Source organism: Tistlia consotensis USBA 355, from assembly GCF_900177295.1.
GTDB classification, from domain to species: Bacteria; Pseudomonadota; Alphaproteobacteria; order Kiloniellales; family DSM-21159; genus Tistlia; species Tistlia consotensis.
This window is the reverse complement of the sequence record NZ_FWZX01000033.1, coordinates 23400-40862: the sequence shown is the minus strand read 5'-3', so window position 1 is coordinate 40862 and position 17463 is coordinate 23400. Positions and strand designations below refer to the sequence as shown.

The following is a 17463-nucleotide window of genomic DNA, read 5'->3' as shown; positions in this document are numbered from 1 at the left end:
GAAGCGTATGGGTATCATGTCGGGCAAGCGTGGCCTCGTCATGGGGGTCGCGAACGATCACTCGATTGCCTGGGGGATCGCCAAGGCCTGTCGGGACGCCGGCGCCGAGCTGGCGCTGACCTTCCAGGCCGGCCCCTTCGAGAAGCGCGTGCGGCCGCTGGCCGAGCAGCTCGGCGCCGCCACGGTGCTGCCCTGCGACGTCGACAGCGAGGGTGCGATCGACGCGACCTTCGCCGAGCTGGCCCGGACCTGGGACAAGCTCGACTTCGTGGTCCACGCCATCGCCTATTCCGACAAGGAGGAGCTGAAGGGCCGCTACCTCGACACCTCGCGCGCCAACTTCGGCAAGACCCTGCTGGTCTCCTGCCACTCCTTCACCGAGGTCGCGCAGGCCGCGCAGCCGATGCTGAACGAGGGCGGCGCGCTCTTGACCCTGAGCTACCTCGGGGCCGAGCGGGTGACGCCGAACTACAACGTCATGGGCGTCGCCAAGGCGGCGCTCGAGGCCTCGGTGCGCTATCTGGCGACCGACCTCGGGCCCGACGGCGTGCGCGTCAACGCGCTCTCGGCCGGGCCGATGCGCACCCTGGCCGGCTCGGCGATCGCCGACGCGCGCTTCACCTACGGCTGGAGCCGGGATCACGCGCCGCTGCGCCGGGCGGTCAGGCTCGAGGACGTCGGCAACGCCGGCCTCTACCTGCTGTCCGACCTCTCGGGCGGCGTCACCGGGGAGGTCCACTTCGTCGACTGCGGCTACAACGTCGTCGGCATCCCCAATCCCCGTCGGATGACCGCGGGCGAGGTTGACAAGGCCAAGACGGAATAGCCGAAAAAAAATCGCCCGCCTCTCGGGCGGGCGGACGGGGGCCGGACCGGGTCCGGCCCCGACGGTCAGCAGCGCGGCGTGCCGACCTTGCGCGTCAGCCGCTTCTTCAGCTTGGCGAGACGCTTGACCTTCAGGCGGTTGGTCTTGCGCTTGATGTTGCGCATCTGGGGTGCTCCTGCTTGGGAAGGGGCGCTTATAGACGCAGGCGGGTCGCCGCTCAAGCCAATCCGGCAGCGGCGAGGCCGGCAAGGATCGCCGGCGGATCGTCGGTGATGATCGCGTCGACGCCCCAGCCGCGGAAGGCCACGGCCTCCTCGGGATCGTTGACCGTGTAGACCGCCAGGCCGAAGCCGGCCGTCTTGACCGCCTCGACGGCGGCACGGGTCAGCTTCTTGCGCCAGAGGTGCACGCTCGCGCAGCCGAGCTCGGCGACGGCGGCGCGCCAGTCGTCGGGCAGGCCCTCCGCCAGCAGGCCGCGCGGCAGCTCGGGGGCGGCCGCCTGCATGGCCGCCAGGCTGGCCCGCCTGAAGGAGGAGATCAGCGGCTGCGGCAGGCTCGCCGGCCAGCAGCGGCGGAGGATCCGCGCCGCCACCCGGGCGGTCTCGACCTCGCGGCCTTCGGTCGGCTTGATCTCGACGTTGGCGCCGAGCCCGAGCGCGCCGAGGCAGGCCAGGGCCTCCTCGAAGGTCGGCACCGGCTCGTCGGCGAAGGCGGCGCCGAACCAGCTGCCGGCGTCGAGCCCGGCGAGCTCGGCGTAGGTCAGCTCGGCCATCGGCCGGTCGAGACCGGTGATCCGCTTCAGGGTCTCGTCGTGGTGCAGCACCGCCGTGCCGTCGGCGGTCAGCATGACGTCGAACTCGACCCAGGGGACCCGCTGCTCGGCCGCCTTGCGCAGGCCGGCCAGGGTGTTCTCGGGGGCATGGCGCGCCGCGCCGCGGTGGCCGATCACGCTCGGCAGGACCAGGGACATCTCGCCTCCTCGATAGGCGAAGGGCGGCCCCGCGGGACCGCCCTTGCCGTCGTTTCCGATCTGCCGGAGGCCTTACTCCGCGGCGTCCGGCGCGATCTCCTTGCCGGTCTCCTGGTCGACCACCTTCATCGACAGCTTGACCTTGCCGCGCTCGTCGAAGCCGATGACCTTGACCCAGACCTCGTCGCCTTCGTTGACCACGTCGCTGGTCTGCTTGACCCGCTCCGGCGCCAGCTGGCTGATGTGGACGAGGCCGTCACGCGGGCCGAGGAAGTTCACGAAGGCGCCGAAGTCCATGACCTTGACGACCTTGCCCTTGTAGATCTTGTTGATCTCGGGCTCGGCGACGATCGACTCGATCCAGTCGAGGGCGGCCTGCATGGCCTTCTCCTCGGTCGCGGCGACCTTGATGGTGCCGTCGTCCTCGATGTCGATCTTGGCGCCGGTGACCTCGCAGATCTCGCGGATCACCTTGCCGCCGGTGCCGATCACGTCGCGGATCTTGTCCTTCGGAATCGAGATCGTGGTGATGCGCGGGGCGTGGGCCGAGACGCCCTCGCGGGCGTTGCCGATCGCCTTGGCCATCTCGCCGAGGATGTGCATCCGGCCGTCCTTGGCCTGGTCGAGCGCGACCTTCATGATCTCCTTCGTGATCGAGGTGATCTTGATGTCCATCTGCAGCGAGGTGACGCCCGTCGCCGTGCCGGCGACCTTGAAGTCCATGTCGCCGAGGTGGTCCTCGTCGCCCAGGATGTCCGACAGCACCGCGAAGCGCTCGCCTTCCTTGATCAGGCCCATGGCGATGCCGGCGCAGGGGCGCGGCAGCGGCACGCCGGCGTCCATCAGGGCCAGCGACGAGCCGCAGACCGTGGCCATCGAGGACGAGCCGTTCGACTCGGTGATCTCGGAGACCAGGCGCAGGGTGTAGGGGAAGTCGTCCTTGGCCGGCAGCAGCGGGTTGATCGCCCGCCAGGCCAGCTTGCCGTGGCCGATCTCGCGGCGGCCCGGCGAGCCGAGGCGTCCGGTCTCGCCGACCGAGTAGGGCGGGAAGTTGTAGTGCAGCAGGAAGTGCTGCCGGTACTCGCCCTCGAGCGCGTCGATGATCTGCTCGTCCTGGCCGGTGCCCAGGGTCGCGGTGACCAGCGCCTGGGTCTCGCCGCGGGTGAACAGCGCCGAGCCGTGGGTGCGCGGCAGCACGCCGACCTCGCAGACGATCGGGCGCACGGTCTTGGTGTCGCGGCCGTCGATGCGCTTGCCGGTCTCCAGGATCGCGCCCCGCACGACGTCGCTCTCGAGCGCCTTGAAGACGTCGCCGAAGACCGCCAGGGCCTCCTCGTCCTCGCCCAGAGACTCCTTGGCGGCCTGCTTGATCGCGTCGATCGCCGAGCGCCGCTCCATCTTGTCGCGGATCGCGTAGGCCTCGAGCAGCTTGCCGCCGATCTCGCCCTGCAGGCGCTCGGTCAGGGTCGCCTTGGCCGGCGGCGTCGCCTCCAGCTCCCAGGGGTCCTTGGCGGCCTGCTCCGCGAGGTCGATGATCGCGTCGATGACCTTCTGCATCTCGTTGTGGCCGAAGGTCACGGCGCCGAGCATGACCTCCTCGGACAGCTCGGATGCTTCCGACTCGACCATCAGCACGCCTTCCTGGGTGCCGGCGAGGATCAGGTCGAGCTCGGAGGACGACATCTCGTCCATCATCGGGTTCAGCTTGTACTCGCCCTCGAAGTAGCCGACGCGCGCGGCGCCGATCGGGCCGAGGAAGGGAATGCCCGAGATGGTCAGGGCGGCCGAAGCGCCGATCATGGCGACGACGTCGGGGTCGTTCTCCAGGTCGTGGCTCAGCACGGTGCAGACGATCTGCGTGTCATTGCGGAAGTTCTTGTGGAACAGCGGCCGGATCGGGCGGTCGATCAGCCGGCTGGTCAGCGTCTCCTTCTCGGTCGGCCGGCCCTCGCGCTTGAAGAAGCCGCCGGGGATCTTGCCCGCGGCGAAGGTCTTCTCCTGGTAGTGCACGGTCAGCGGGAAGAAGTCGACGGTCGGCTTCTTGCGCGCGGCGGTCGCGGTGCAGAGCACGACGGTCTCGCCGTAGGTCGCCAGCACGGCGCCGTCGGCCTGGCGCGCGATGCGCCCGGTCTCGAGCGTGAGCGTACGGCCGCCCCACTCGATCTCAACTTTCTTGGTGTCGAACATCGGGATCTTGGTCCTTCGGTCTTGAGGCCGGTCTGACGGTGTCACCGGACCCGCGGAAGCGGCGCCCCCGAACGGGGACGTGACGGCGCCGCTTGCGTTGGCCCGGCGAAGGGGCAGGGGGCGGGCCGGCCGTCCGCCCGCTGCCCCGTACGAAACAGCTCAAACGGCCGGGCCCGCCGGGGCGACTGCCCCGCGGTCCGGCCGATCGTGACGCGAGAAAGACCCTGCCCCGGCTTTGGGTCAGGCCGCCCGGCGGAGTCTCGCGCGGGCGGAAGCCAGGGCATCGGGTCGTCGTCCCGGGTCCCGGCGCCGCTCAGCGGCGCAGGCCCAGGCGCTGGATCAGCCCCTCGTAGCGGCCCTGATCCTTCTTCTTGACGTAGTCGAGCAGGCGTCGGCGCTGACCGACCATGACCAGCAGACCACGGCGGCTGTGGAAGTCCTTCTTGTGGGTCTGCATGTGCTCGGTGAGGTTCTTGATCCGCTCGGTCAGGATCGCGACCTGGACCTCGGGCGAACCGGTATCGCCGCTCTTGGTGGCATACTCGTCGATGAGCGCCTGCTTGCGCTCGGCAGTGATCGACATCGGTGTCTCCTCGTCAGAGGTTGATGACGCGGATCGGGCGAAGCTCACCGGCCTCGAAACGGGAGATGGCCACCGGCTTGCCGCCGGACATGGCGCAGACGATGTCGCCCGGTTCGAGGTGTCGGATCCGTTCGGCGCTCGAGCGGGCCAGCATCGATAATGCCTGTCCGCTCTTGAGCCGGCTCGCCTCCGCTTCCGTCAAGGCCAGTGCCGGGATGTCGTCCAGCGCGGTCTCGACTGGGAGCAGCAGCTCCTCGGGGCGCGCACTATCGGCATTCGCCTCCAAGGTGTCCAGAGAAATCGCGTCCTCTTCCGTGAAGGGTCCCACGGCGAGGCGGCGCAACTGGGCGATGTGGCCGAGGCAGCCGAGCGCCTCGCCCAGGTCGCGCGCCAGCGAGCGCATGTAGGTGCCCTTGCCGCAGTCGACCTCGAAGACGCCGTGGTCGGGATCGGGCAGGTCGATCAGCTCGAAGCGGTCGACGCGCACGATGCGGGCCTTGAGCTGCGGCGCCTCGCCTTCGCGCGCCAGGTCGTAGGCGCGCTGGCCCTCGACCTTGATCGCCGAATAGGCCGGCGGCACCTGCTCGATCTCGCCGACGAAGCGCGGCAGCGTCGCCTCGATCGCGGCCCGCGTCGGCCGCTCGGGTCGCTCGGCGATCACCGCGCCCTCGGCGTCGTCGCTGTCGGTCGCCTGGCCCCAGCGCACGGTGAAGCGGTAGGTCTTGTCGCCGTCCATGACGTAGGCGACGGTCTTGGTCGCCTCGCCGAAGGCGAGCGGCAGCAGGCCGGTCGCCAGCGGATCGAGCGTGCCGCCGTGGCCGACCTTGCGGGCGTCGAGCCGGCGCCGCACGCGGTTGACGACGTCGGTCGAGGTCATGCCGGACGGCTTGTCGACGACCAGCCAGCCGTTCAGCGGCCGGCCCCTGGTCCTAGTCTTCGCCATCGTCGTCCTCGGCTTGCTCCGCCTCGCCCTCCGCGGCGAGATCCTGGCGCACCCGCTCGCTGTGCAGCAGGCGCTCGATGCGGTCGGCTTCCTCGAAGGAGTGGTCGAGCTGGAACGACAGGCGCGGCGTGAAGCGCAGCGTCATCTCCTCGGCCAGGCGGTGCCGGAAGAACGGCGCGGCGCGCTTCAGGGCGGCCAGCACCGAGGCCTCCTGCCGTCCCGCCAGGGGCAGCACGAAGACCGTCGCGTTCTTCAGGTCCGGGCTGACCCGGACCTCCGAGACGGTGATGCTGGCGCCGGCGAGGTCGGGGTCGTGCGCCTCGCCGGCGTTGAGCAGGCGCGCCATCACGTGGCGCAGCTCCTCGCCGACGCGCAGCTGCCGCTGGGACGGCGCCTTGGCGCCGCGACTGCGTGTCATGATCGAAGTTCCCGAAAACGGCCGGCGGGCGACCGCTCAGGACGCGGCGGGGCGGCCGCGTCCTAGAGCGTGCGCGCCACCTCCTCGACCTCGTAGCACTCGATCCTGTCGCCGACGGCGATGTCCTCGTAGTGCTCGAAGGCCATGCCGCACTCGTAGCCCTGCTGGACCTCGCGGACCTCGTCCTTGAAGCGCTTCAGGGTCTTCAAGGTGCCGGCATGGACGACCACGTCGTCGCGCAGCAGGCGCACCTTGGCGCCGCGCTTGACGGTGCCCTCGGTGACCATGCAGCCGGCGACCTTGCCGACCTTGGTGATGTTGAAGACCTCGCGGATCTCGGCGTAGCCCAGGAAGACCTCGCGCTGCTCGGGGGCCAGCAGGCCGCCCAGCGCCTTCCGCATCTCGTCGATCAGCTCGTAGATGATCGAGTAGTAGCGGATGTCGACGCCGTCGCGCTTGGCGAGGTCCCTGGCCTGGGCGTTGGCGCGCACGTTGAACGCCAGGATCATGGCGCCCGAGGCGCGGGCCAGGGTGACGTCCGACTCGTTGATGCCGCCGACCGCCGAGTGCAGGATCTCCGGCCGGACCTCCTCGGTCGCCATCTTCTCCAGCGCGCCCAGGATCGCCTCCAGCGAGCCGTGCACGTCGGCCTTGACGATCAGCGGCATGGTCTTGGCTTCGCCCTCGCGGATCGCGCTGAGCATCTGCTCCAGAGTGCCGCGGCCCTGGGTCGCCATCGTTGCCGTCTTCTTCTTGTCGGCGCGGAAGCTGGCGATCTCGCGGGCCCGGGCCTCGTCCTCGACGACGACCAGGTCGTCGCCGGCCTCGGGCGTGCCCGACAGGCCGAGCACCTCGACCGGCACCGACGGGCCGGCGCTCTCGACGCGCTCGCCGCGGTCGTTGAGCAGCGCGCGGACGCGGCCCGACTCGGCGCCGGCGACGAAGATGTCGCCGACCTTCAGGGTGCCGCGCTGCACCAGCACCGTGGCGACGGCGCCGCGGCCCTGCTCCAGCTTCGATTCGACGACCGTGCCTTCGGCATTGCGCTCCGGGTTGGCCTTGAGCTCGAGCAGCTCGGCCTGCAGCAGCAGGATGTCGAGCAGGTTGTCCAGGCCCTGGCGGGTCTTGGCCGAGACCTCGACGCAGATCACGTCGCCGCCCATGTCCTCGGGCACCAGCTCGTGCTGCAGCAGCGCCTGCTTCACCTTGTTCGGGTTGGCGCCCGGCACGTCGATCTTGTTGATCGCGACGATGATCGGCACGCCGGCGGCCTTGGCGTGGTTAATCGCCTCGATCGTCTGGGCCATGATGCCGTCGTCGGCGGCGACCACCAGGATGACGATGTCGGTGACGTTGGCGCCGCGCGAGCGCATCTCCGAGAAGGCGGCGTGGCCCGGCGTGTCCAGGAAGGTGATCTTGTCGCCGCTCGGCACCTCGATCTGGTAGGCGCCGATGTGCTGGGTGATGCCGCCGGCCTCGTGGGCCGCAACGTCGGTCTTGCGCAGGGCGTCGAGCAGCGAGGTCTTGCCGTGGTCGACATGGCCCATGACCGTGACGACCGGCGCGCGCGGCCGGAGCAGGGCGTCGTCGTCGGCGCTGCCGCGCAGGCCGATCTCGACGTCCTGGGCCGAGACGCGCTTCGAGCGATGGCCGAACTCCTCGACCACCAGCTCCGCCGTGTCGGCGTCGATCGACTGGGTGATCGTCGCCATGACGCCCATCTTCATCAGCGTCTTGACTACTTCGCCGCCGCGCTCGGCCATGCGGTTGGCCAGCTCCTGGACGGTGATCGCCTCGGGAATGGTGACCTCACGCACGATTTTCTGTCCTGACTGCAGCTGCTCGCGGGCACGCTGCTTCTCGCGCTCGCGCTGGCGGCGCACCGCGGCCAGCGAGCGGATCCTGTCCTCGTTGCCTTCGTCGTCGAGCGCCTGGCTGATCGTCAGCTTGCCCTGGCGGCGCTTCGGCTCGCCCTTGGCGCGCGACGGCGCCGGCGCCTTGGCGGCGACCTTCTTCTTGACCAGCCGGGCCTCTTCCTGCTCGGCCTCGCGGGTCTTCGGCGTCGGACGGGCGACCCGCTCGACCTCGCGCGCGACCGGCGCGGCGGCCGGCTCGCCCGCCGGCTCGGCAGCCTCGGGCTCCGGCTCGGCCGGGCCGGCCTCGGCCGGCGCCTCGGGCTCGGCAACCTCGGCGGCGGCCGGTGCTTCGGGCAGGCCCGCCGCAGCACGGCGCGCGGCCTCGTCGGCCTCGCGCCGGGCGCGCTCCTCGGCCTCCAGGCGGCGACGCTCGGCCTCCTCGGCCTCGCGCTGCCGGCGCTCGGCTTCCTCGGCCTCGCGGCGCGCCGTGTCCTCCTTGGCCTGCTCGAGCGCGCGCATCCGCGCCTCGCGCTCCTCCGGCCGCAGGTTGCGCAGCGCCTCGGGGATCGGACGCTGCCGCGCCTCCGCCTCCGCCTCCTCGGCCTGGGCCTCCTCGGCCACCGCGGTCATCTTGCCGCCGTCGCCGGGCCGGTAGGTGCGCTTGCGCTTGACCTCGACCTGGACGGTCTTGGTGCGGCCGTGGCTGAAGGACTGGCGGACCTGGCCGGTCTCGACCGTCTTCTTCAGCTCGAGCTTCTTCGGCCGGTTCAGCGTCAGCGGCTTCTTGGCCTCTTGGCTTTCGTTGTTCGTGCTCATGTCTTCCAGAACTCTCATTCCACCGGTGCGCCGGGTGCCGTGTCGGGCGTGTCGTTCGAGGCCGTCGTCTCGTAGTCTGCGAGCCGCCGGAGGTCCCGGTCCAGGCGGGCCGCCATCCTAGCGTCGGTCACGGCCAAGTGCACGGCCGTCGCGCGTCCGAGGGCCTCGCCGAGCTCGGCCGAGCCGAGCAGGCGCCAGACCACGAGGCCGGGATTGCGGCCGCGGCCGAGCGCGGCGATGCGATCCCGCTCGCTGATCGAGCCGTCGCTCGCCTGAATCAACGACAGCGCGCGGCCGGAGTCCAGCACCGCACGGACCTGGTCGTGGCCGACCGCCAGGGCGCCGGCGCGCTTGGCCAGGCCGATCCGCTCCAGGGTCCGCCGCCGCAGCAGCCTGCCGAGCTGCTCCGCGAGGTCGGCCGGCACCGTGACCGGCGCCTTGGCGGCGCGTGCGAAGAGACGGCGCTTGACCGCGGTCTCGACCAGCTCCCGGCGCGGCCGGATCCACAGGCCGCGTCCCGGCAGGCGCTCGGCCAGGTCGGGCACCAGCGCGCCGTCGGGACCGACGACCAGACGCAACAGCTCCTCCTTCGGCAGGCGCTCGCCGCTCACCAGGCAACGGCGGACCGGGCCGGAATCGGGCTCGTCGAGCCCGAGATCCTCGGCCGTCTCCGCCAGGGGCTGTTGCATCTCCGCCAGCATCACGCCTCTTCGCCGGCCTCCGTCTCCTGGGGCTCGTCCCCGGCGGCGGCCCCGGCCGGCTCGTTCTCGAACCAGTGGGCGCGGGCCGCCATGATGATGTTGTTGGCCTCTTCCTCGCCGGGCGCCAGCTCGCCGAGCAGCTCGACCAGCTCGTCACCGGCCAGGTCGCCCAGATCGTCGAGCGTCTTGATGCCCTTCTCGCCGAGCCGCACCAGCATGGCCGCGCTCAGGCCCTCGATCGCCGCGACCTCGTCGGTCACGCCGAGCGTGCGCCGCTGCTCCTGGTTCTGGCGTTCCTGCTCGTCGAGGAAGTTCTGGGCGCGCTGGCGCAGCTCCTCGGCGACCTCCTCGTCGAAGCCCTCGATGTCGCTCAGGTCGTCGAGCGGCACGTAGGCGACCTGCTCGACCGAGGTGAAGCCCTCGGCGACCAGCAGGTGGGCGATCACGTCGTCGACGTCGAGCGCGTCGATGAACATCTGCGAGCGGCTGCGGAACTCCTCCTGACGCCGCGCGCTCTCCTCCTCCTCGGTCAGGATGTCGATGTCCCAGCCGGTCAGCTGCGAGGCGAGGCGGACGTTCTGGCCGCGCCGGCCGATCGCCAGCGACAGCTGCTCGTCGGGGACCACGACCTCGATGCGGCCCTGCTCCTCGTCGAGCACGACCTTGGTGACCTCGGCCGGCGCCAGGGCGTTGACCACGAAGGTCGCCGGGTCCGGCGACCAGGGGATGATGTCGATCTTCTCGCCCTGCAGCTCGCCGACCACCGCCTGGACGCGGCTGCCGCGCATGCCGACGCAGGCGCCGACCGGGTCGATCGAGGAGTCGTGGCTGATCACCGCGATCTTGGCGCGGCTGCCCGGATCACGGGCGACCGACTTGATCTCGATGATGCCGTCGTAGATCTCCGGCACTTCCTGGGCGAACAGCTTGGCCATGAACTGCGGATGGGCGCGCGACAGGAAGATCTGCGGCCCGCGCATCTCCTGGCGGACGTCGTAGATGTAGGCGCGCACGCGGTCGCCGGTGCGATGGCTCTCGCGCGGCAGCGTCTCGTCGCGGCGCATCATTGCCTCGGCCTTGCCCAGGTCGACCGTGACGTTGCCGAACTCGACGCGCTTGACGATGCCGTTGACGATCTCGCCGACCCGGTCCTTGTACTCCTCGTACTGGCGGGTGCGCTCGGCCTCGCGGACCTTCTGGACGATGACCTGCTTGGCGGTCTGGGCGGCGATGCGGCCGAGGTCGATCGGCGGCAGCTCGTCGATCAGCACGTCGCCGAGCTTGGCGTCAGGCTTGCGCAGCTGCGCGGTCTTGAGGTCGACCTCGGTGAACTCGTTCTCGATTGGATCGGCGACCGTCAGGTAGCGGCGCAGCCGGATCTCGCCGGTGCGGCGGTCCATCTCGGCCCGGATGTCGTGCTCCTGACCGTACTTCGCGCGGCCGGCCTTCTGGATCGCCTGCTCCATGGCGACGATCACCTCGCCGGGCTCGATGCCCTTCTCACGGGCTACGGCCTCCGCCACTTGCAGCAGCTCGGTACGGTGCAGGGTCTGCGGTTCCATCGTTCCTCTTCCCAAACTCAGGCGTCCGGCTCGCCGGCCTGTCCGGCGGCGAGCAGATCGTCGGTCAACACCAGCTTGGCCTTGCCGATCGCGGACAGGGGCAGGCGCACCTGCGGCTGGCCGGCGGCTTCCGCCAGGATCACGTCCGTTCCCTCCAGGCCGATCAGGCGGCCCTTGATGCGCCGGCGGCCCTCGATCGGCAGCTTGAGCTCGACCTTCGCCTCGTAGCCGGCCCAGCGCAGGAAGTCCTTGGCCCGGGTCAGCGGCCGGTCGATGCCCGGCGACGAGACCTCGAGCTCGTAGGCGCCGTCGATCGGGTCCTCGACCTCGAGCAGCGCCGAGACGGCATGGCTGACCGCGACGCAGTCCTCGATGGCCAGGCTGCCGTCCGGCCGCTCGATCATGACCTGCAGGGTCGGCCGGCGCTGGCCGCCGCCGAGCTGGACGCGCACGATCTCGAAGCCGAGGTCGGCCACCGTGGGTGCGATCAGGCGCTCGACCTCGGCGGCCTTGCCTTCGCTGGTCAGGGAGAAGGCTGCGGCCTCGGCCGGCAGCACCTGTCCATAATCCGTTTCGCCCGCGGGTTGCGCGTTCAAGCCCTTCGCCATTCCGACAGTTGGGGTTGGACCAACAAAAATGGCGGGCCGTTGGCCCACCATGTTTTCTCTGACTTAACGGATCGTCATTCCGTCAAGCCCTATGGCTTGCTGGGGAATTAAGCGCGAAGCAGGCCAGATTTCAAGGGCATTCTGCGCGTGCGACGCGTTGGAAGGCCAAATAGACGGGGTGCCGGCCGCTCTCCAGCGCCTTGGCTTCGTAGCGGGTCGGCGGCCAGTCGGCCGGCCGCCGGCGCCAGTCGGCGGCGCTTTTCGCGGTCCAGGCGAAGGCCGGGTGCGCCAGCAGGTGGGCGAGCGCCCAGGCTTGGTAGGTCGGATCGTCGCTGGCGACCCTGAGCTCGCCGCCCGGGCGCAGCACCCGGGCCAGGGCGTCGAGCGTCGCCGGCGCCACGAAGCGGCGCTTGGCGTGGCGTCGCTTCGGCCAGGGGTCGGGAAACAGCAGGAAGACCCGCTCCAGGCAGGCGTCGGGCAGTGCCTCGATCAGCCGCCGCGCGTCGTCGCGGAAGATCCGGACGTTGCCGCTGCCGGTCTCCTCGAGCGCGCGCAGCAGCGTCGCGATGCCGTTGACGAAGACCTCGCAGCCGATGATCCCGACCTCGGGATGCCGCGCCGCCTGCCAGGCCAGGTGCTCGCCGCCGCCGAAGCCGATCTCGAGCCAGAGCGCGCGCGGGCGCGGCCCCGGCGATTCGAAGGCCGCCGCCGGGTCGAGCCGGCCCGCGTCGGGCAGCCGGAGCTCGAACGCCGGCAGGCGCTGCTCGACCAGATCGCGAAGGCCGCCGCGCAGGGGTCTGCCCTGGCGGCGGCCATGCAACGTCTTGCGCGGTCGCTCCCCGTCGTCCCGTTGCGGCACGGCGCCGCGCTCCGGTCGCAGGGCGGTCGGCGTCACGCGCCGAAGGCGCGCTTCAGCTCCGGCACCAGGTCGGTGCGCTCCCAGGAGAAGCCGCCGTCGGCCTCCGGCGCGCGGCCGAAGTGGCCGTAGGCCGAGGTCCGCGCGTAGATCGCCTTGCTGAGGCCGAGGTGCTCGCGGATGCCGCGCGGCGACAGGTTCATCAGCTCCTGCAGCACGCCGCTCAGCTTGTCCTGGTCGACCTCGTTGGTGCCGTCGCACATCACGTAGACGCTGAGCGGCTTGGAGATGCCGATGGCGTAGGAAAGCTGGATCGTGCAGCGCTGGGCCAGGCCGGCGGCGACGACGTTCTTCGCCAGGTAGCGCGCCGCGTAGGCGGCCGAGCGGTCGACCTTGGTCGGGTCCTTGCCCGAGAAGGCGCCGCCGCCGTGCGGCGCGGCACCGCCGTAGGTGTCGACGATGATCTTGCGGCCGGTCAGGCCGGCGTCGCCGTCGGGACCGCCGATCACGAAGCGGCCGGTCGGATTGACGTAGAAGTCCTCCTCCGGGCACATCCAGCCGTCGGGCAGGACGTTCAGGACGTGCGGCCGGACGATCTCGCGGACCTCGTCCTGGTCGATCTCGCCGCTGTGCTGGGTCGAGACCACGACCGAGGTGGCGGCGACCGGCTTGCCGTTCTGGTAGCGCAGGGTCACCTGGCTCTTGGCGTCGGGCAGCAGCCGCGGCTCGGCGCCGGAATGGCGGGCCTCGGCCAGCGACTTCAGGATGTTGTGCGAGTACTGGATCGGCGCCGGCATCAGCTCCGGCGTCTCGTCGCAGGCGAAGCCGAACATGATGCCCTGGTCGCCGGCGCCCTCGTCCTTGTTGCCGGCGGCGTCGACGCCCATGGCGATGTCGGCCGACTGCTCGTGGACATAGTTGTGGAAGTCGAGGGTCTTCCAGTGGAAGCCGGCCTGCTCGTAGCCGATCTCGCGGATGGCTCGGCGGGCGATGTCCTCCATCTGGTCGCTGACGCTCTTGACGGTCTCGGGCGTCGAGCGGACCTCGCCCGCCAGCACGATGCGGTTGGTCGTCGAGAGCGTCTCGACGGCGACGCGTGCGTACGGGTCGTGCCCCAGGAAGGCGTCGACGATGGCGTCGGAGACACGGTCGCAGACCTTGTCAGGATGGCCCTCGGACACCGATTCGCTGGTAAAAAGATAGTTTCCTTTCTTCAAGGCATGACCCTTTCGAGAAATTTCTGCGCAAGGCGAGGGCGCGACCTCGTGACAAAATTGCCGCGCTGGAAGGCCGCCAACATGCCGATTCGCACCACCGCCTGCAAGGGGGCAGTGGGACCGGAGGTCGCGGCCCGCTCCGGTCCCGCACGCGCCCGGCGCGCAGGCAGGTGCCGGCGCGTGCCGAGAGGCCGTCCGGCCTATGTCAGTCGGAGATCTGCGCCAGCGCCTTGGTCATCTCGAACAGCCGCTTGCGGACCTGGGGATTGCCGATCCGGTAGTAGGCCCGGACCAGCTCCAGCGTCTCGCGGCGCGCCATCGGGTCCGGCTCGGGCCCGGCCGTCTCGGCCGGCTCGGACTGGCCGTGCAGCTTGCTCGGCGCCGCGGCGGCGACGTCCGCGCGCATGTCCTCGAAGAAGTAGTTGACGTCGGTGTCGAGGATGTTGGCCAGGTCGAACAGCCGGCTCGCACCGATGCGGTTGGCGCCGCGCTCGTACTTCTGGACCTGCTGGAAGGTCAGCCCGAGGGCCTCGCCCAGCTTCTCCTGACTGAGACCCATGAGGGTCCGGCGCTGACGGACCCTCTGGCCGACATGCACGTCGACGGGATTGGGTCCCCCGCCCCGACCGCTCCCGGGACGCCTGCCTCTGGGCATACGGCTGCTCCTGATTTCAATCGATGTCTAAGGAATTTCGTCTTATTTCATGAATCGTGATCTCGTCAACCATTCCTTAAATCGTTCTCTTAAAACGACAAGTCGAATATTTTGCGGCACAACCGGGTATTCTGGGAAATTGCCGGCACTATACTCAATAAGAGAAAAAACTACTGAGTTTTACACGTTTTCATTGGTGGGGGACACCGGGGCGGCGGCCGGAACCCCGCGCAGCAGCACCGCCGGCAGCAGCAGCAGCAGGAGCAGCGGCAGCATCACCCAGCGGCCGATCCTGGCGTAGAGCGTCGGCGGCAGTGGCCGCGGCAGCACGGAATCGAGGTTGCCGACGGCGTCGAGCGGCAGCTCGGCCAGTACCCGGCCGTAGGGATCGACGACGGCCGAGATGCCGTTGTTGGCGTCGCGCACCAGGGGCAGGCCCTCCTCGACGGTGCGCAGCTTGGCGCTGGCGAAGTGCTGGTGCGGCCCCGAGGAGTCGCCGAACCAGGCGTCGTTGGTGATGTTCAGCAGCCAGTCCGGGCGCGGGCCGCGCGGCGGATAGACGCGGCTCGGGAAGATCACCTCGTAGCAGATCAGCGGCGAGAAGGGCGGGATACCGGGCAGGTGCAGCACCCGAGGGCCGGGCCCGCTGGAGAAGTTGCCGCCGGTCAGGCTGCCGAAGCCGAGCGCCTTGAGCAGGCCGCGCAGCGGGATGTACTCGCCGAACGGTACCAGATGCACCTTGTCGAAGCGGGCCTCGACCCGGCCGTCGGGCGCGATGGCGTAGAGCGAGTTGTAGAGCGTGCCGGCGGCGCCGGCCGGGGCGCCGGCCGGCGCCGGCTCCAGGGTCGGCGCGCCGGCCAGCAGGTAGCCGCCCGGCGGCGCGACGCGGCTGACCACCTTCTGCAGGTCGGGGTCGCGGTTCAGCAGGAAGGGGATCGCGGTCTCCGACCAGATCACCAGGGTCTTCTGCTCGAAGCCGGGCCTCAGGCTCTGCAGCATCTGGTCGGCGACGTTCTGGCTGCGCCGGGTCGGCTGCCACTTCTCCTGCTGGGAGATGCTCGGCTGGACCAGGCGCAGGCGCACGTCCGGATTGACCGCGGCACCGGGCGGCGGCGCCAGGCCGACGCGGACGACGCCGAACAGCAGGCAGGCGGCGAGCGGCAGGGCCGAGAGCGCGACGAAGCGCCGACGCCGGCGCCAGGGGCCGGCGAGCACGGCCGGGGCCAGCGCGGCGAGCAGCGTGACGGCGCTCAGTCCCCAGACGCCGAACAGCGAGGCGGCCTGCATCGGCACCGCATCGAAGGTCCAGACCGTGCCGATCAGGTTCCAGGGAAAGCCTGTCAGGACGTGGCCGCGGGCGAACTCGCCGGCCAGCCAGGCGGCGGCGAGGCCGAGCACCAGGGCCGGTCCCCGGAGGCCGAGGCCGCGCAACAGGGCGGTGCCGAGGGCGACGAACAGGCCGAGGCCGAAGGCGAGGCCGAGCACCGAGATCGGCAGGAACCACCAGAAGCGGGCGAGGTCGACGGTCATCGCGATGCCGACCCAGTAGAGTCCGACCAGGTGGTGGCCGACCGCGAAGGCCCAGCCGACCAGGAAGGCGCGCTTCCAGCCGCGGCAGCCCTCGAGCAGCCAGACCAGGCCGGTGAAGGCCGGCACCAGCAGCGGCACCAGGTAGAGCGGCGGCAGGGCGGTCGCGGCGAGGGCGCCGAGCAGCAGGGCGAGGCCGAGCTGGCGCCAGCCGCCCAGGCTTCGCAGGCGGTCGGCCCAGCGGGCCAAGCGGTCGCCGGCCGCGCGCTGTCCCGCTAGGACGGCCGTCACTTGGCGCTGCCCTCTTCGCTCCGGTCCGGCCGGGTCGGCAGGTTGCGCAGGCGCAGCCGCTTGATGCGCCGCGGATCGGCCTGCAGCACCTCGAAGACGATCGAGGTGGTCGGATGCTCGATCAGCTCGCCGCGACTCGGCACGCGGTCGGCGAGGTAGAAGACCAGGCCGCCGAGGGTGTCGATGTCGGCGTCCCGCTCTTCTTCCGAAAGCACCGGGCCGGCCGCCTCCTCGAACTCCTCGATCGTCGTGCGGGCGTCGGCGACCAGGCTGCCGTCGGGCCGCCAGACCAGCTTCGGGCCCTCCGCGACGTCGTGCTCGTCCTCGATCTCGCCGACGATCTCCTCGACTAGGTCCTCGATCGTGACCAGGCCGTCGATGCCGCCGAACTCGTCGACGACCAGCGCCATGTGGCTGCGCTTCAGGCGCATCTCGAGCAGCAGGTCGACGACCCGCATCGAGGGCGCGACGATGCGGATCGGCCGGATGATGTTGGCCAGCTTGAAGTGCCGCTTGTTCGCCGAATAGCCGAGCACGTCCTTGATGTGGACCATGCCGATCGGGTCGTCGAGCGTCTCCCGGTAGACCGGCACACGGCTGTGCCCGGCCTGACCCATCAGGGCGATCAGGTCCTCCAGCGAGGCGCCGACCTCGACGGCCACGATGTCCGCGCGCGGGATCATCACGTCGTAGGCGGTCAGGTGGCGCAGCTTGAGGATGTTGGCGAACATCTGGCGCTCGTGGTCGCCGATCGGCTGGGCCGTCTCCTCGTCGGCCTCCTCGATCTCGCCGATGATCTCCTCGATGGTGTCGCGCAGCTGCTGCTCGTGATCGCCGTTGCGGCCGCCGAGCAGGTTGCGCAGCTTGTGGCTGAGCCGGCGCAGGCCGCCGCGTTGGACCGAGGCCTCGCTCATCGTCCCGGGTCCCCGGCGCCCTCGGCGTAGGGGTCGGCGATGCCGAGGCCGGCCAGCACCGCGCGCTCGCGGCCTTCCATCCGCTCGGCCTCGGCCTCCTCCTCGTGGTCGTGGCCGAGCAGATGCAGGGTGCCGTGCACCACCAGGTGGCTCAGATGGTCGGCCAGGCTCTTGCCCTGCTGCTCGGCCTCGCGCCGGCAGGTCCCGAAGGCGAGCGCCAGGTCGCCGAGCAGCCGCGCCTCGCCGGGCAGGGCCTCGTCCAGCCCGGCCGGGAAGGACAGCACGTTGGTCGGCTTGTCCTGGCCGCGGTAGCGGGCGTTGAGGTCGCGCACCGTGGCGTCGTCGGCCAGCAGCACCGAGAGCTCGAGCGCCTCGGCGGGCTCGGCCTCGGCGGCGAGGGCGGCCAGCGCCGCGCGCTCGGCGATCGCCTCGGCCGCGGGCAAAGCGGCCGTCCAGGCCGCGTCCTCGACCAGGACAGCGATCTCGTTCCGGCCATCCGGAGAAAGGCTACTCGGGGGTTCGCCCATCTGCCT

The 17463-nt window shown here is 70.6% G+C and carries 16 protein-coding genes; 1 reads left to right on the top strand and 15 read right to left on the bottom strand.

Annotated features, from left to right (window positions below; genetic code table 11):
• The first annotated feature begins 16 nt into the window (after positions 1-16).
• Positions 17-826, top strand: coding sequence for an enoyl-ACP reductase FabI (locus B9O00_RS26900; protein WP_322111223.1), 810 nt, complete (start codon positions 17-19; stop codon positions 824-826).
• Positions 827-1043: 217 nt separating this feature from the next.
• Here B9O00_RS26900 and ugpQ read toward each other — a convergent pair whose 3' ends face one another.
• The 15 genes from ugpQ to ybeY all read right to left on the bottom strand — a co-directional run bounded on the left by ugpQ (position 1044) and on the right by ybeY (position 17457).
• Positions 1044-1796, bottom strand: a complete 753-nt coding sequence (gene ugpQ, locus B9O00_RS26895; protein ID WP_085125811.1) for a glycerophosphodiester phosphodiesterase — start codon at positions 1794-1796, stop codon at positions 1044-1046.
• A gap of 72 nt (positions 1797-1868) precedes the next feature.
• Entirely contained in the window at positions 1869-3989 is a 2121-nt protein-coding gene (gene pnp / locus B9O00_RS26890) for a polyribonucleotide nucleotidyltransferase (protein ID WP_085125845.1), read from the bottom strand.
• Between the two features lie 307 nt (positions 3990-4296).
• Positions 4297-4566, bottom strand: coding sequence for a 30S ribosomal protein S15 (rpsO, locus tag B9O00_RS26885; protein WP_085125810.1), 270 nt, complete (start codon positions 4564-4566; stop codon positions 4297-4299).
• A gap of 13 nt (positions 4567-4579) precedes the next feature.
• The gene (gene truB / locus B9O00_RS26880) at positions 4580-5509 is read right to left on the bottom strand and encodes a tRNA pseudouridine(55) synthase TruB (RefSeq protein WP_085125809.1); all 930 of its coding nucleotides are present in this window, start codon (positions 5507-5509) and stop codon (positions 4580-4582) included.
• A complete protein-coding gene (rbfA, locus tag B9O00_RS26875) occupies positions 5496-5927 on the bottom strand; it encodes a 30S ribosome-binding factor RbfA (protein ID WP_085125808.1) in 432 nt (143 codons plus the stop codon). Before rbfA ends, truB begins: the two co-directional genes overlap by 14 nt.
• A gap of 62 nt (positions 5928-5989) precedes the next feature.
• Positions 5990-8599, bottom strand: a complete 2610-nt coding sequence (gene infB / locus B9O00_RS26870) for a translation initiation factor IF-2 (RefSeq protein ID WP_143596357.1) — start codon at positions 8597-8599, stop codon at positions 5990-5992.
• 14 nt (positions 8600-8613) lie between these two features.
• Positions 8614-9300: an RNA-binding protein gene (locus B9O00_RS26865; RefSeq protein ID WP_085125807.1), complete on the bottom strand. Its 687-nt coding sequence runs from the start codon at positions 9298-9300 to the stop codon at positions 8614-8616.
• Positions 9300-10862, bottom strand: a complete 1563-nt coding sequence (nusA, locus tag B9O00_RS26860) for a transcription termination factor NusA (protein ID WP_085125806.1) — start codon at positions 10860-10862, stop codon at positions 9300-9302. The genes B9O00_RS26865 and nusA overlap by 1 nt, the downstream gene beginning before the upstream one ends.
• A gap of 17 nt (positions 10863-10879) precedes the next feature.
• Positions 10880-11419, bottom strand: coding sequence for a ribosome maturation factor RimP (rimP, locus tag B9O00_RS26855; protein WP_218822961.1), 540 nt, complete (start codon positions 11417-11419; stop codon positions 10880-10882).
• 181 nt (positions 11420-11600) lie between these two features.
• Positions 11601-12329 carry a tRNA (guanosine(46)-N7)-methyltransferase TrmB gene (trmB, locus tag B9O00_RS26850; RefSeq protein WP_085125844.1) on the bottom strand — a complete coding sequence of 243 codons (729 nt, stop codon included), beginning with the start codon at positions 12327-12329 and terminating at the stop codon, positions 11601-11603.
• A gap of 32 nt (positions 12330-12361) precedes the next feature.
• Positions 12362-13543 (bottom strand): methionine adenosyltransferase, encoded by a 1182-nt coding sequence (gene metK, locus B9O00_RS26845; protein WP_085125804.1) that lies wholly within the window; start codon positions 13541-13543, stop codon positions 12362-12364.
• 205 nt (positions 13544-13748) lie between these two features.
• Entirely contained in the window at positions 13749-14198 is a 450-nt protein-coding gene (locus B9O00_RS26840) for a helix-turn-helix domain-containing protein (protein ID WP_085125803.1), read from the bottom strand.
• Between the two features lie 180 nt (positions 14199-14378).
• Positions 14379-16016 carry an apolipoprotein N-acyltransferase gene (lnt, locus tag B9O00_RS26835; RefSeq protein ID WP_085125802.1) on the bottom strand — a complete coding sequence of 546 codons (1638 nt, stop codon included), beginning with the start codon at positions 16014-16016 and terminating at the stop codon, positions 14379-14381.
• Entirely contained in the window at positions 16013-16930 is a 918-nt protein-coding gene (locus B9O00_RS26830; RefSeq protein ID WP_085125801.1) for a hemolysin family protein, read from the bottom strand. The genes lnt and B9O00_RS26830 overlap by 4 nt, the downstream gene beginning before the upstream one ends.
• Positions 16927-17457, bottom strand: coding sequence for an rRNA maturation RNase YbeY (gene ybeY, locus B9O00_RS26825; RefSeq protein WP_085125800.1), 531 nt, complete (start codon positions 17455-17457; stop codon positions 16927-16929). Before ybeY ends, B9O00_RS26830 begins: the two co-directional genes overlap by 4 nt.
• Positions 17458-17463 lie beyond the last annotated feature (6 nt).

What these genes read in the sequence shown, in the direction of transcription:
- infB (WP_143596357.1), bottom strand. Translation starts at nt 8,599, where the DNA reads ATGAGCACGAACAACGAAAGCCAAGAGGCCAAGAAGCCGCTGACGCTG.
- truB (WP_085125809.1), bottom strand. Translation starts at nt 5,509, where the DNA reads ATGGCGAAGACTAGGACCAGGGGCCGGCCGCTGAACGGCTGGCTGGTC.
- B9O00_RS26840 (WP_085125803.1), bottom strand. Translation starts at nt 14,198, where the DNA reads ATGCCCAGAGGCAGGCGTCCCGGGAGCGGTCGGGGCGGGGGACCCAAT.
- B9O00_RS26830 (WP_085125801.1), bottom strand. Translation starts at nt 16,930, where the DNA reads ATGAGCGAGGCCTCGGTCCAACGCGGCGGCCTGCGCCGGCTCAGCCAC.
- rbfA (WP_085125808.1), bottom strand. Translation starts at nt 5,927, where the DNA reads ATGACACGCAGTCGCGGCGCCAAGGCGCCGTCCCAGCGGCAGCTGCGC.
- B9O00_RS26865 (WP_085125807.1), bottom strand. Translation starts at nt 9,300, where the DNA reads ATGCTGGCGGAGATGCAACAGCCCCTGGCGGAGACGGCCGAGGATCTC.
- ugpQ (WP_085125811.1), bottom strand. Translation starts at nt 1,796, where the DNA reads ATGTCCCTGGTCCTGCCGAGCGTGATCGGCCACCGCGGCGCGGCGCGC.
- rpsO (WP_085125810.1), bottom strand. Translation starts at nt 4,566, where the DNA reads ATGTCGATCACTGCCGAGCGCAAGCAGGCGCTCATCGACGAGTATGCC.
- nusA (WP_085125806.1), bottom strand. Translation starts at nt 10,862, where the DNA reads ATGGAACCGCAGACCCTGCACCGTACCGAGCTGCTGCAAGTGGCGGAG.
- B9O00_RS26900 (WP_322111223.1), top strand. Translation starts at nt 17, where the DNA reads ATGTCGGGCAAGCGTGGCCTCGTCATGGGGGTCGCGAACGATCACTCG.
- ybeY (WP_085125800.1), bottom strand. Translation starts at nt 17,457, where the DNA reads ATGGGCGAACCCCCGAGTAGCCTTTCTCCGGATGGCCGGAACGAGATC.